This window comes from Streptomyces sp. CB02923 (assembly GCF_001905005.1).
In the GTDB taxonomy this organism is placed as follows: domain Bacteria; phylum Actinomycetota; class Actinomycetes; order Streptomycetales; family Streptomycetaceae; genus Streptomyces.
On the sequence record NZ_LWKZ01000027.1, the window covers coordinates 86682 to 99852 of the forward strand.

Genomic DNA, 13171 nt, shown 5'->3' on the forward strand with positions numbered 1-13171 from the left:
AGGGCGGCGGCCTCCGCGCCCGAGCGCAAAGGCCGCCTCCTCCCCCTGCCTTCCCTGCCGCGTCCTGGGCCCTACATGGGGCTCGGCGTTATCAGCGCATACGGAGCGCCGAACGGATCGGTCAGCATGGCCACCCTGCCCACACCCTCGATGTCCGTCGGCGGGATGACGAGTGTCGCGCCGCGCTCGGTGGACGCGGCCGTCGTCGCGTCGCAGTCCGCCACGCCGAAGTACGGGTGCCACTCCGACGTCGAGCCCGCCGCGAGGTGGTCGGGGGACAGCTGCACGATCCCGGCGTGGCCGGAGTCGCCTGCCGGGTCGGTGCCGGCGGGCGAGGCGACCGTATAGATCATGTTCTCGCCCATGTCGTTGTCGACCGTCTCCCAGCCGAGAACCGTGCGGTAGAAGTCCTTCGCGGCGGCCACGTCGGTCGTGTACAGCTCGGTCCAGCACAGGGCGTTCGTGGAGCCGGCCACCTCCAGTCCCTGGTTGTCGCGGGGCTGCCAGACCGCGAACTCGGCGCCGGCCGGGTCGGTGAACCCGGCCAGCCGTCCGGCGGTGAAGACGTCGCACGGGCCGAAGCGGAGCGTGCCGCCTGCCTGCTCCACCGTTTTGGCCAGGGCGTCCACGTCCGGGCTGTGGAAGTGGACGGTCCAGGACGCGCCGGCGCCCTCCTCGGTGAGCGGTCCGATCCCGGCGACGGTCTTCCCGTCGAGCTGGAAGAAGCCGTACCCGCCGGCGTCGGGACCGGCAGACCGGAAGGTCCAGCCGAAGACGCCGCCGTAGAACGCGGCGGCCGCTTCGGTGTCGGGCACCCCGAGGTCCAGCCAGTTCGGCGCACCCGGGACGTACTGGGTCGTGAGCATGTTGATCTCCTCCGGCGTGCTGTCGTCGCGACGCGGGCGGCCGCCGAGCGAGCACGAACGCCCTCGTCACCGGGGAGCACGCGTGGTCTTTTCGGTGTCTTCTCCCCGGCACTTTCAGCATGGCAGGGGGGTCTGACAATCGCCCTCCGCCGACGCCCGGGGAGCGGGCGTTCACGCCCCGCCGGAGCCGAAGCGGTCCCGCAGTTCACGCTTGAGGATCTTGCCGCTGGCGTTGCGCGGCAACTCCTCGACGAACAGCACCCGCTTGGGCACCTGGAACCCCGCCAGCCGCTCCCGCGCGACCGCGATCAGCTCGGCCTCGTCCGGCGTCCCGGCTCCCGCGCGCGGGACGACCACGGCGGTCACCGCCTCGATCCACCGCTCGTCCGGCAGCCCGACCACCGCCACCTCGGCGACCGCCGGATGCGCGTACAGCGCGTCCTCGACCTGCCGCGAAGCCACCAGCACGCCCCCGGAGTTGATGACGTCCTTGACCCGGTCGACGACGGTGAAGTAGCCCGCCGTGTCCCGCACCGCCAGGTCCCCGGAGCGGAACCAGCCGTCCCGGAACGCCGCCGCGGTCTCCGCCGGCTTGTCCCAGTAGCCCGAGCACAGCTGGGGCGAGCGGTAGACGATCTCCCCCGGCGTGCCGTCGGGCACCTCGGCGCCCCGCTCGTCCACCACCCGGGCCTCCACGAAGAGCACCGGCCGCCCGCACGAGTCCATCCGGCCGTCGTGCTCGTCCGGCCCCAGCACGGTGGCCAGCGGCCCGATCTCGCTCTGCCCGAAGCAGTTGTAGAAGGCGAGGCCGGGCAGCCGGGCACGCAGCCGTTCCAGTACGGGCACGGGCATGACGGAGGCGCCGTAGTACGCCTTGCGGAGCCCGCCCAGGTCACGGGAGGCGAACCCGGGGTGCCGGGTGAGGCCGATCCACACGGTGGGCGGGGCGAAGAGGCTGTCGGCCCGCCCCGACTCCACCAGATCGAAGATGCGGTACGGGTCCGGGGCGTCGAGGACGGTGTTCTCCGCCCCCACGGCGAGATAGGGCATCAGGAACACGTGGAGCTGCGCCGAGTGGTAGAGCGGCAGGCAGTGCACGGGCCGGTCGGACGCCTTGAGGTCCAGCGCGGCAATCGCGGAGGCGTAGGCGTGCACCAGCGCGCCGTGCGTCATCATCGCACCCTTGGGCAGCCCGGTCGTACCGGACGTGTAGAGGAGCTGCACCAGGTCGTCGGAGGCCGAGCCGTACGGGCCGTCCCCACCGCCCGTCAGCACGATCGTCGTTCCCTCGGGCGGCCCCTCCTGCGCGCGTTCCAGCAGTGATCCGGTGGCGTCGCGCAGGGCCATGGTGCGGACGCCGGGCGGCAGCCGGTGCTCCAGCGCGGGGTCGGTGAGGACGAGGGAGCTGCCGGACTGCTCGATGATGTAGCGCAGTTCGGCGCCGGTGAGGTGGTGGTTGACGGGTACGTGCACCAGCCCGGCGCGGGCGCAGGCCAGGAAGCCGATCACGTACGCGTCGGAGTTGTGCCCGTACGCCGCGACCCGGTCGCCGCTCCGCGCTCCGGCGTCCAGCAGGGCGGCGGCGACGGTGGTCACCGCGTCGTCCAGTTCGCGGTAGGTCCAGGACCGGTCGCCGTGACGTACCGCCGTACGGTCGGGCGTCCGGCGCGCGCTGCGCCGCAGGACTCCGTCGACCGTGTTCGTGCGCACTCCCGTCATGGCGTGATCCTGTGCCCCGGCCCCGGGCAGGTCAAGGGCGCACGGCGGGGCGGACGGGTCGTTCCGGGCCGAAGGCCGGGCGGTACGGCTTTGTGGCGGTCGCTCCTCCGCTCACCCCGGACCCCGCCGGCCCGTCCAGTACGGGTCGCGGAGCCGCCGCTTGTAGAGCTTGCCGTTGGGGTCGCGGGGCATGACCGCGATGAACTCGACCGACCTGGGGCGCTTGTAGCCCGCCAGCCGCTCCGCGCAGTGGGCCAGGATCGCTTCGGCGAGCGCCGGTGCGGCCGGGTATCCGTCGGCGGGCTCGACGACGGCCTTGACCTGCTCGCCCCACTCGTCGTGCGGGATGCCGAAGGCCGCCGCGTCGGCGACGGCGGGGTGGGCGAGCAGGGCGGCCTCGATCTCGGCGGGGTAGATGTTGACCCCGCCCGAGATGATCATGTCGATCTTGCGGTCGCGGAGGAAGAGATAGCCGTCCTCGTCCAGGTGGCCGAGGTCGCCGACGGTGAAGAAGTCGCCGATGCGGTTCTTCCGGGTCTTGCCCTCGTCCTTGTGGTAGCGGAAGCCGCCGGTGGTCATCTTCAGGTAGACGGTGCCCAGTTCGCCGGGCGGCAGCCGGTTGCCGTCGTCGTCGAAGACCGCCAGTTCGCTGATCGGCCAGGCCCTGCCGACCGTCCCCGGCTTCTTGAGCCAGTCCTCGGCCGTCGCGAAGGCACCGCCGCCCTCGCTCGCCGCGTAGTACTCCTCCACGCAGCTCCCCCACCAGTCGATCATCGCCCGTTTCACGTGGTCGGGGCAGGGCGCCGCGCCGTGGATCGCGTGCCGCATCGACGACACGTCGTAGCGCGCCCGTACCTCCTCCGGGAGGGCGAGCAGGCGGTGGAACTGGGTCGGCACCATGTGCGTGTGGGTGCAGCGGTACGTGTCGATCAGGCGCAGCATCTCCGCGGGCGTCCACTTGTCCATCAGGACGACCTGGTGCCCGATGTGCAGGGCCGCGCCCGCGAATTGCAGTACGGCCGTGTGGTAGAGCGGTGAGCACACCAGGTGCACGTTGCCGTCGAAGGGCCGGATGCCGAAGATGCCGAGGAAGCCGCCGAGCGGGGTCTCCTCGGGCGGTTTCCCGGAGAGCGGGCGGCGGATGCCGCGGGGGCGGCCGGTGGTGCCGGAGGTGTAGTTCATGACCCAGCCGAGCGTGCGGTTCTCCGGCGCGGTCTCCGGGCGGCCGTCCAGGAGCGCGGAGTACGGCCGGAAGCCGGGCACCTCGCCGACGGCGTAGCGGTGTTCCGGTGGCAGTCCCGCCTCGTCGGCGGCGGCGCGGGCCGCGTCGGCGAACCGTTCGTGCGCGATCAGCGCCTTCGCCTCCGAGTCGCCGACGATCCAGGCGATCTCCGGGCCGACCAGGTGGTGGTTGACCGGTACGAGGTAGAAGCCCGCCTGCGCGGCGGCGAGATAGGCCGTGAAGAGTTCCACGCCGTTGGGCAGCACCACCGCGAAGGCGTCGCCGCGCTCCAGGCCCGCGGCGCGCAGGCCGTGCACCAGGCGGTTGCAGGCGGCGTGCAGCCGGGCGGCGGTCCACTCCTCGCCGTCCGGGGCGATCAGGACCGTACGCCCCGGATCGGCGGCGGCCTGCGCCCAGAAGCCGTTCGGGGATGGTGACGCCATGGATGCCGACATGCGTGTCCTCCTCGGCCGGGGAACCGGTGTCTCAGCCGCGCCCGGCGATGCGGTTGATACGGTCGATGGCCCGCTCGAAGCCGCGGGTGAGGTCGTCGAAGACCGCCTGCACACTGCGTTCCGAGTTCATCTGCCCGACGATCTGACCGACCGGTGTGCCCAGCAGCGGCTCGATCTCGTACTTCTGGATACGGGAGACGGCGTCGGCGACCAGCAGTCCCTGGAGCGGCATGGGCAGCGGCCCCGGGCCGGCCGGGTCGTCCCAGGCGTCCGTCCACGCGGTACGGAGCTGACGGGCGGGTTTGCCGGTCAGGGCACGGGAGCGGACGGTGTCGCCGGGGCCCGCGGCGAGCAGCTTCTCGGTGAGGCGGCGGGAGTGCAGCCCGGCCTCCTCGGTGGTCAGCCACACGGAGCCGAGCCAGACGCCCTGCGCTCCGAGGGCCAGCCCGGCGGCGATCTGCTCGCCCGTGCCGATGCCGCCGGCCGCGAGCACGGGCAGCGGGTCCACGGCGCGGACGACTTCGGGGGTGAGCACCATGGTGGCGATCTCGCCGGTGTGGCCGCCGGCCTCGTAGCCCTGGGCGACGACGATGTCGATACCGGCGTCCTTGTGGTGCCGCGCGTGCCGGGGGCTGCCCGCGAGGGCGGCGACGAGGATGCCGTGCGCGTGGGCGCGTTCGACGACGTCGGCGGGCGGCGGGCCGAGCGCGTTGGCCAGCAGCCTGACCGGGTATGCGAAGGCGACGTCGAGCTGCGCGCGGGCCACCTGTTCCAGCCAGCCGGTGATGCGCCAGCCCGACGCCTCGCCCGCGGGCAGTTCGGGCACCCGGTGCTCGGCGAGGGTCTCCTCGACGAAGCGGCGGTGTCCGGCCGGGATCATCGCCTCGATGTCCGCCTCCGTGACGCCTTCCACCTTCTTGGCGGGCATCACGACGTCGAGGCCGTACGGCTTGCCGTCGGTGTGCCGTTCGATCCAGTCCAGGTCGCGGGCCAGTTCCCCGGCCGCCGCGTAGCGGACCGCGCCGAGCACGCCGAAGCCCCCGGCCCGGGTGATCGCGGCGGCCACCGCGGGGAACGGGGTGAACCCGAAGACGGCGTGCTCGACTCCCAGCCGGTTGCTCAGCTCCGTCTGCATGGCCGCAGGATGCCGCAGGGCGCCGTACGAGGGAAGAGCGTTTCTGATGCTGCGTCAGAAATAGGGCCGGGGTACGTGTCCGCGGCAGCACCGGAGAGGCGTGGCGCCGCCGCCCCGGTCAGCGCATCAGCGGAAGGAAGACCGTGTCGACGATCTCTTCGAGGACACGGTCGGGCGCCGGGGCGAAGGTCACGAGGATTTCGTGGCGCAGCAGGTCGAAGGGGAGGGACTTGATGCGTTCGGTGAGGAGTTCCGGCTTGATCTCACCGCGCTCGACGGCGCGGTCGTAGAGCACGTCGAGAGCTTCCTTGCGGCCCGTCACCAGGGGGTCGCGCAGGTCGCCGGGGCTGGTGCCGGTCTCCCGGTGGCAGCCGGCCAGGTGCACGTTCATGACGGTGACGAGCTGGACACGGGTGGCGTTGATCTCCCGCATGAGGGTGAGCACGTCCTCCCGCAGGCTTCCCGTGTCGGGAGTGTCGAGGCGGTGCTCCCTCAGGACGTGGACGATGGCCGCCCGGATGAGCGCGTCGCGGTCGGACCAGCGGCGGTAGAGCACGGGAGGGCTGGTGCCCGCGCGCCGGACGACGGCGTCCATGGTGAACCGGGCGTAGCCGTGGTCCGTGAGTTCTTCCCAGGCCGCATCGAGGAGAGCTTTCTCCAGTGCCGCCCCGCGGCGCCGCTCGGCCATCCGAACCTCCCTTGAATAGATTTGCCTATCTTATTTTAGCGCCCTACCCTGACGGCCGTAAGATAGACAGCTATATCTTAGGAGGCCGCTCATGAGCGCTCCCCGGAAGACCGGACCCGCACCCGCCGCGACGGACCCCGAACGGATGGATCCCGCCGTGTGGCGCACGGCGGCCGCCGTCATCGTGGGCGCCCTCGCCGTCGTCTTCGACACCACCATCCTCAGCGTCGCCCTCCACGACCTGGTGCGGGACCTCGACGCCCCGCTGTCCACGATCCAGTGGGTGAGCACCGGCTACCTGCTGGCCGTGTTCGTCACCATCCCGCTCGCCGGGTGGGCCCAGTCCCGCCTGGGCGGCAGACGTCTGTGGCTCGCGTCCCTGGGCGTGTTCCTGCTCGGCTCGGTCCTGAGCGCGCTGGCGTGGGACGCGGCCGGCCTCATCGCCTTCCGCGTCGTCCAGGGCATCGGCGGCGGCATCATGATGCCGCTCACGGCCACGCTGATCATGCAGGCCGCCAAGGGCCGCGCCCTCGGCAAGGTCATGGCCGTCATCACCGTGCCCACCGCGCTCGGCCCGGTCCTCGGCCCGGTCCTGGGCGGGCTCATCCTCCATCTGGCCGACTGGCGCTGGCTGTTCCTCGTCAACATCCCCTTCTGCGCCGTCGGGGGCTGGCTCGCCTGGCGCAACCTGCCCGACGACCGGCCCGCACCGGACAGCCCGCGCACCCGTCTGGACGTCGTCGGGCTGCTCCTGCTCTCCCCCGGCGTCGCCGCCGTCATCTACGGCCTCTCCCGGGCCGGGGGCGGCGCGGGCTTCGCCGCCCCCGACGCCCTCGTCCCGCTGACCGGCGGACTCGCCCTGGTCGGCGGCTTCACCGTCCGGGCACTGAACCGCGCCGACGGCGCCCTGATCGACCTGCGGCTCTTCCGCCACCGCGCGCTGGCCTCCGCTTCCGCCCTCGTCTTCCTGGCAGGCATCACCCTGTACGGGGCGATGATGACGCTGCCGCTGTACTTCCAGCAGGTCCGCGGCGAGGACGCCCTCGGCGCCGGACTGCTGCTCATCCCGCAAGGCATCGGCGTGCTCCTCGCCCGCACCGTGGCAGGCAGGTACACCGACCGCGTCGGCCCCCGCCGGGTGGCGCTGGCCGGATTCGCCCTCGTCGCGGCGGCCACCGTGCCGTTCGCCCGCGTCACCGCCGACACCGGCGAGATCCTGCTCATGGCGGCCCTGCTCGTCCGCGGCGTCGGCATGGGCGCCGCCATGATCGCGGCCACCGGCGCCGCCTACGCCGGCCTGGAGCACCGGGAGATCCCCGACGCCAGCATCATCACCCGCGTCGCCCAGCAGCTCGGCGGCTCGGCGGGCATCGCCGTCCTCGCCGTCGTCCTCCAGCACACCGCCGCCGACGCCCGCACTCCGGGCGCCCTGGCCGACGGCTTCGGCGTCACCTTCTGGTGGTCGGTGGCCTTCACCGCCGCCGCCGTCCCGCTGTGCCTTCTCCTGCCCGGCCGCCCCGCGCCCGCGGCCCCCGCCGACGGAGCGGAAGCCGGGGCCGACTCCGAGGACGCCGTCGGGGTTTAGCTTCCGCCCCAGGGGTGCCGGCCGTCAGCCCTCCTCAAGAACGGCCATGGCGGCGTTGTGGCCCGGGATTCCGCTCACTCCGCCGCCCCTGACCGCGCCCGCGCCGCACAGCAGCACGTTGGCATGGGCGGTCCGCACGCCCCACCTGGCCGCCGCACTGTCCCCGTCGCCCTCTTCTCCGTACGGAAACGCCAGCTCGCGGTGGAAGATGTTGCCGCCCGGCAGCCCCACGTCGCGTTCCAGGTCGAGCGGGCTGCGGGCCTCGATGCACGGGCGGCCGTCCGCGTCGGTGGCGAGGCAGTCGGTGAGCGGTTCGGCCAGTACGGCGTCGAGCTGGGCGAGGGTCGCCGCGAGCAGCCGTTCACGGGTGGTGTCGTGGTCCTCGGTGAAGAGGCGGGCCGGGGCGTGCAGGCCGAAGAGGGTCAGGGTCTGATAGCCCTGGCGTACCAGGTCGGAGCCGAGGATGGAGGGGTCCGTCAGGGAGTGGCAGTAGAGCTCCGAGGGCGGCGCGGCGGGGAGTTCACCGGCTGCCGCCTGCCGGTAGGCGGTCTCCAGCTGCTCGTAGCCCTCGGCGACGTGGAAGGTCCCGGAGAACGCCAGGCGCGGGTCGACGTCCGGGTCGCGCAGCCGGGGCAGCCGGGTGAGCAGCATGTTGACCTTGAGCTGGGCGCCCTCGGCGGGCTCCGGGGGCTGCTCGCCGAGGAGTCCGGCGAGGGTGTGCGGGGCGGCGTTGACCAGGACGTGGCGCGCGCCGACCGTACCGTGCGCGCCGGTCACCTCGGCCGTGCCGCCGTCGGTGGCGATGCCGGTCACCGGGCAGTCGGTGACGATTTCGGCGCCGGCCTTGCGGGCGGCGTCGGCGAGCGCGTCGGTCAGCGCGCCCATGCCGCCGATCGGCACGTCCCAGGCCCCCGTGCCGCCGCCGATGACGTGGTAGAGGAAGCAGCGGTTCTGCGCCAGCGCCGGATCGTGGGCGTGCGCGAACGTGCCGATCAGCCCGTCCGTGAGCACCACGCCCCGTACCAGGTCGTCGGCGAACGCCGCCTCGACCGTCTCGCCGAGCGGCCGCTCGAACAGCGCCTCCCAGGCCGCTTCGTCGCCGATGCGGGCGCGCAGCCCGGCACGCGTCGGCAGCGGTTCGGTGAGCGTGGGGAAGACGCTTTCCGCGACCCGCCCGGTCATGCCGTAGAACCGCTGCCAGGCCGCGTACTCCCGGTCCGAGCCGGTGATCCGGGCGAACGAGGCGCGGGTGGCGGCCTCGTCGGTGCCGACGTACAGGCCGGTGGGACGGCCGCCACGCACCGCGGGCGTGTAGGAGGAGACCGAGCGTCCGCGGACCGCGAAGCGCAGGCCGAGATCGTTCACGATCTTCGGCGGGAGCAGGCTGACGAGGTACGAGTAGCGCGACAGCCGCGCCTCCACGCCCCGGAAGGCGCGGGTGGAGACGGCCGCGCCACCGGTGTGGCCGAGCCGTTCCAGAACCAGCACCCGGCGCCCGGCACCGGCGAGATAGGCGGCGGCGACCAGACCGTTGTGCCCGCCACCGACGATGACCACGTCGTACGAAGTCCGTTCCACCATGCCTCTTGGTAGCACGCGGTGATCGCCGCCGCCAGGTACGGACGGCTGAATTCCGCGGGCTCCGCAGCGCGGCGCCTTGCCCGCCCACTCCTACCTTCCTAACGTCCGACGATGCGTTGTATCGGCCTGCTCCGTCCACCCGTGAGGTGCCCTGTGCGTGTTCCGTCGGTACCGCGTCCCCCGAGACGCACCCTGACCGGTCCGAGCGCCGCCGCCCTGTGCGCGGCGGGTGTCCTGTCCGCGGCCGCCGCCTTCCCGGCGGCGGCCACCCCCACCGCACCGGGCCCGGCCGGGCCCACGGGCGGCGCGCGCTCCGCGGCGGCCTACCCGAACCTCACCCCGAAACCCCCGATGGGCTGGAACAACTGGTCGTACTACATGTGCGACATCGACGAGAAGGTGGTCCTCGGCAACGCGCGGGCCCTGGTGAGGTCCGGTCTCGCGGCCAAGGGCTACGACACGGTCACCGTCGACGACTGCTGGATGCTCAAGCAGCGCGACGCCCGGGGCAACCTCGTCCCGGACCCGGCCAGGTTCCCGCGCGGCATGGCCCACGTGGGCCGCGAACTGCACCGGATGGGACTGAAGTTCGGCATCTACGAGGACGTCGGCAATCTGACCTGCGAGAAGTACCCGGGCAGCCTCGGCCACTACCAGCAGGACGCCGACCTCTTCGCGAAGTGGAAGGTCGACTACCTCAAGATGGACGGGTGCAACCTGCCCACCGCGCCCGGCAAAACCAAGGAGCGGACCTACCACGACGCCTACCGCGCGGTCAGCCAGGCCCTGCGCAGAACCGGCCGCGACATCGTCTTCTCGGTGTCGGCACCCGCCTACTTCCAGTACGGAGGGGACCGGGTCTGGCACCAGGTCATCCGCTGGTCGTCGCAGGTCGGCAACCTGTGGCGGGAGGGCCGCGACATCGCGGTGGAGAAGCACGGCGGCGCCAAGAAGTGGGCGTCGATCACATACAACTACGCGTACAACGCCAAGCTGGCGCACCTCCAGCGGCCCGGCCGCTGGAACGACCCCGACTTCCTGCTCGCCGGTGACTCCGGCCTGTCGAACCGGCAGATCCAGAGCCAGATGTCGCTGTGGGCCGTGATGGCCGCACCGCTGATCTCCAGCACGGACCTGACGAAGATCTCACCGGCCGAACTGAAGGTCCTCGGCAACCGGGACATCATCGCCGTGGACCAGGACCCGAAGGGCGTCCAGGGGCGCGTGGTCCAGCAGGGCCCGGGGTACGACGTGCTGTCCAAGCCGCTGCAGAACGGCGACCGGGCGGTCGCGCTGTTCAACGCGGGCGACTCGGCACGGACGCTGTCCACGACGGCGAAGACGGCCGGGCTGCCGAAGGCCGGTGCGTACGAGCTGCGCGACCTGGTCACCAAGCGCACCTCCCGGACCGCGGGGAAGATCTCCGTACGGGTGCCGGCGCACGCGACGGTGCTCTACCGGGTGCACCCGGTGCGCTGAGCGAGGCCGGGCCGGGCGGACTGAGCGGACGATGCACCGAGCGGACGCCGGGCCGGGTGCGCATGGGGGATGTTCAGCCCCCGGAGCCTGGTCACAGGCTTTCAGCCCCGGCCCGGCGTGCGCCGCTGCCGCAGCTCGGCGACGCGGCGGTACAGCGCCACCGCCTCGGCGGAGCGGCCGAGCTGCTCCAGGCACTGCGCCTCGTCGCTGCGGCTGGCGAGGGCGTCGGGGTGGTCGGCGCCCAGCACCCGTTCGCGGGCCGCGGCGACCTGCCGGTAGACGGACAGGGCGTCGGGCCAGCGGCCCAGCCACCCCAGGGCAACGGCGATCTCCCGGCGGCTCACGAGCGTGTCGGGGTGGTCGGCGCCCAGCACCTGTTCGCGGACCGCGGCCACCGAACGGGCTTCGGCCAGGGCCTCTTCCCAGCGCCCGAGACGGCCGAGGTTGACGCCGAGGCCGTGCCGGGCGCGCAGCGTCTCGGGGTCGGCGGGGCCCTGCGCGGCCGTACGGGCGCCGACGAGGTCCCGGTACAGCTCCAGCGCCTCGACGCTGCGTCCGAGCCGCCCCAGGCTGATGCCGACCTCGTAGCGGGCGGCGAGGGTGTCGGGGTGGCCGGGCCCCAGGGCCTGCGCCCGGTCGGCGGCCACCTCCCGGTAGGTCTGCAACGCCTCCGCCCACCGTCCCAACTGTCCCATCAGGTACGCCACTTCGTAACGCGTCACGAGGGTGTCCGGATGCTGCGCCCCCAGCACCCGGGCGCGGGCCGACGCCACGTCGCGCGCCATCCGGTACGCGTCCTCCAGCCGGCCGAGGCGGCTGAGGTTGAAGGCGAGGTTGTGGCGGCAGCGCAGCGCGTCGGGGTGCGCGGGGCCCATCGTGCGCTCCCGGGCCGCGAGGACGGACACGTACACCTGGTGCGCTTCGAAATGCCGGCCGAGGCGGCCCAGCGCGTACGCCGTCTCCTGGCGGGCGGCCAGGGTGTCCACGTGATCGGGGCCCAGACTCCGCTCGCGTCCGGCGGCGACCCGCTCGTACTCGCGCAGCGCGTCGGCGGGCCGACCGGACCGGCTGAGGGTGAAGGCCACCTCGAACCGGCTGGCCAGGGTGTCGGGGTGGTCGGGGCCGAGCGCGTGCTCCCGCTCGGCGGCGACCGCGCGGTGCACCTCCCCCGCCTCCGCCCAGCGGCCGAGCCGCCCCAGGCTGAGCCCGGCGTTGTGGCGGGCGGCCAGCGCGGCGAGGTGTTCGGGCGAGGGCGCGGGGCGCTCGGGGACGTACGGCGCCGGGGTGTCGCGGCTGAGCGGCGGCAGACCGCGCGTCCACGCGCCGGTGAGCCCGGTGGCCCCTTCGGAGCCGGATGCCCGCTCCGCGCGGGGACCGGCCGGGGACCCGCCGCGCATTCCCTGCGTCCAGGACGGCAGGCGGTACGCGGCGCGGGTCGGCGTCCGCCCGCCCGGCCGCGCGGGAAGCGTCGCCCCCACCGTGGGGTACTCCGGCGGCCTGCGGGCCGAGACGAGTCGTTTCACCAGTTCCGCGGCGTCCCGGGGCCGGTCCTCCGGGTCCTTCGCGAGCAGGTCCAGGACGATCCGCTCGTACGCCTCCGGCAGGTCGGGCCGGTGCCCGCGGGGCGGCTCCGGCGCGGTGTCACGGTGCCCGACGAGCACCGCCCAGGCGTCGTCGAGATCGAACGGCGGCACCCCCGTCGCCAGCTCGTACAGCACACACCCCAGCGAATACAGATCACTGCGGTGATCGACCGTCCCGGCGCCGATCTGCTCGGGCGACATGTAGTGCGGCGTGCCCATCGCTATGCCGGTCCCGGTCAGCCGGGCGGTGAATCCGATGTCGTGCCCCAGCCGGGCGATGCCGAAATCGCAGATCTTCACCGTCCCGTCGGCGATCCGCACGATGTTCGCGGGCTTGAGGTCGCGGTGCACGATGGACTGCTCGTGGGTGTACGCGAGGGCCGCGGCGACCTGCTCGGCGATGTCGGCGAAGTCCGGTACGGGCAGCGGGTCGTGCCGGTTGTCCTCCAGCAACTGGCTCAGATTCCGGCCGTCGAGCAGTTCCATCACGAGGAAGAGAATCCCGTCGTCCTCGCCGAAGTCGTGCACGACCGTGATGCCACGGTGCTGGAGGGCCGCCGCCACCCGCGCCTCGCGCCGGAAGCGCTCCCGCAGCACCCGCATGAACGACGGGTCGTGCTGCGGCCCGAGCGGCTTGAGGCACTTGACGGCGACCTGCCGCCCCAGCGACTCGTCGCGCGCCCGCCACACCTCCCCCATGCCGCCGCGCCCGATCAGGTCGAGCAACCGGTAACGCCCCTGGACCAGCCTGCTCTCCGCCATCGCCCGCCCGCGCCCCCGTCCCCACCGCGATCAGCGCCGCGGTTCCCCCTGAGTGCCCCGCCCGCCCAGTATGGCGGCGCGACGGCGCGGCTTGTA

At 73.0% G+C, this 13171-nt stretch carries 9 protein-coding genes; 2 read left to right on the forward strand and 7 right to left on the reverse strand.

Annotated features, from left to right (window positions below; all coding sequences use genetic code 11):
- Positions 1 to 71 precede the first annotated feature (71 nt).
- The 5 genes from A6A06_RS35185 to A6A06_RS35205 all read right to left on the reverse strand — a co-directional run bounded on the left by A6A06_RS35185 (position 72) and on the right by A6A06_RS35205 (position 6085).
- Complete coding sequence (locus tag A6A06_RS35185) at positions 72 to 866, reverse strand: VOC family protein (RefSeq protein ID WP_073767374.1); 795 nt, start codon at positions 864 to 866, stop codon at positions 72 to 74.
- Between the two features lie 171 nt (positions 867 to 1037).
- Positions 1038 to 2585 (reverse strand): acyl-CoA synthetase, encoded by a 1548-nt coding sequence (locus tag A6A06_RS35190; protein ID WP_073767376.1) that lies wholly within the window; start codon positions 2583 to 2585, stop codon positions 1038 to 1040.
- A gap of 111 nt (positions 2586 to 2696) precedes the next feature.
- Complete coding sequence (locus A6A06_RS35195; protein WP_242441115.1) at positions 2697 to 4262, reverse strand: acyl-CoA synthetase; 1566 nt, start codon at positions 4260 to 4262, stop codon at positions 2697 to 2699.
- A gap of 31 nt (positions 4263 to 4293) precedes the next feature.
- Positions 4294 to 5397 carry an NAD(P)H-dependent flavin oxidoreductase gene (locus tag A6A06_RS35200; protein ID WP_073767378.1) on the reverse strand — a complete coding sequence of 368 codons (1104 nt, stop codon included), beginning with the start codon at positions 5395 to 5397 and terminating at the stop codon, positions 4294 to 4296.
- Between the two features lie 118 nt (positions 5398 to 5515).
- Positions 5516 to 6085, reverse strand: a complete 570-nt coding sequence (locus A6A06_RS35205) for a TetR/AcrR family transcriptional regulator (RefSeq protein ID WP_073767380.1) — start codon at positions 6083 to 6085, stop codon at positions 5516 to 5518.
- A 91-nt stretch (positions 6086 to 6176) separates the two neighbouring features.
- Between A6A06_RS35205 and A6A06_RS35210 the strand changes: the two genes are divergently transcribed.
- Positions 6177 to 7670 carry an MDR family MFS transporter gene (locus A6A06_RS35210; protein WP_073767382.1) on the forward strand — a complete coding sequence of 498 codons (1494 nt, stop codon included), beginning with the start codon at positions 6177 to 6179 and terminating at the stop codon, positions 7668 to 7670.
- 24 nt (positions 7671 to 7694) lie between these two features.
- On the opposite strand, the gene A6A06_RS35215 is transcribed toward A6A06_RS35210, so the two are convergent.
- Positions 7695 to 9251, reverse strand: coding sequence for a phytoene desaturase family protein (locus A6A06_RS35215; RefSeq protein WP_073767384.1), 1557 nt, complete (start codon positions 9249 to 9251; stop codon positions 7695 to 7697).
- A 153-nt stretch (positions 9252 to 9404) separates the two neighbouring features.
- Between A6A06_RS35215 and A6A06_RS35220 the strand changes: the two genes are divergently transcribed.
- Positions 9405 to 10730 carry a glycoside hydrolase family 27 protein gene (locus A6A06_RS35220; RefSeq protein WP_199931380.1) on the forward strand — a complete coding sequence of 442 codons (1326 nt, stop codon included), beginning with the start codon at positions 9405 to 9407 and terminating at the stop codon, positions 10728 to 10730.
- Between the two features lie 101 nt (positions 10731 to 10831).
- Here the strand turns inward: A6A06_RS35220 and A6A06_RS35225 are convergent, their stop codons facing one another.
- The gene (locus A6A06_RS35225; RefSeq protein ID WP_073767388.1) at positions 10832 to 13075 is read right to left on the reverse strand and encodes a serine/threonine-protein kinase; all 2244 of its coding nucleotides are present in this window, start codon (positions 13073 to 13075) and stop codon (positions 10832 to 10834) included.
- Positions 13076 to 13171 lie beyond the last annotated feature (96 nt).